The organism is Microbacterium sp. ZW T5_45 (genome assembly GCF_044987415.1).
GTDB lineage: Bacteria > Actinomycetota > Actinomycetes > Actinomycetales > Microbacteriaceae > Microbacterium.
Genome location: NZ_JBJDRJ010000093.1, coordinates 1 through 544 on the forward strand (window position 1 = coordinate 1; position 544 = coordinate 544).

1 protein-coding gene is annotated in these 544 nt (G+C 62.7%); it reads left to right on the plus strand.

Going from position 1 to position 544, the window contains the following annotated elements; all coding sequences use genetic code 11:
- The coding region (locus tag ACI3KS_RS19650; RefSeq protein ID WP_404920223.1) for an ABC transporter permease at window positions 1-401 on the plus strand (401 nt) is incomplete at its 5' end.
- Window positions 402-544: the final 143 nt, after the last annotated feature.

A 544-nucleotide genomic window follows, 5' to 3' on the forward strand; every position in this document is an offset into this window, starting at 1 on the left:
TTGTCGGCCTGATGGCCCTGCATGTCGTGCTGGTCATCCCCTTCAGCATCAGCCTGCTGGTTGCCTCGGTGCAGCAACTCGACCGCGCCCAGGAAGAAGCCGCTCAAAGCCTGGGCGCCGATGGCATCAGGCGCTTCGTGCTCATCGTCATCCCCGGGCTCATGCCGGGCCTCGTGGCCTCGGGCATCATGGCCTTCCTGATGAGCTTTGGCGAAGTCACCGTCACCAGCTTCCTCACCAATGCCCGCACCACCACCCTGCCAGTCCGCATCTATGCCGAAGCAACCTTCGTGCTCGAGCCCACCGTCTATGCGGTATCGGCCAGCATGATGCTGGTAACGCTCCTGGCGCTGGTGGTGATGAACCGCGTCTTCAGCGTCGATCGCCTGCATGTGCGCTGACGCCCGCTATTCGTAATAGATGCCGATACGGCGCTCCCCGATCAGCTCGACGCGGACCGGGGTCTGGTAGATTGCGGTGAGCACATCGCTGGTGATGATGGTTTCCGGCGGGCCTTCATGGGCGATCCTACCGTCCTTCATGC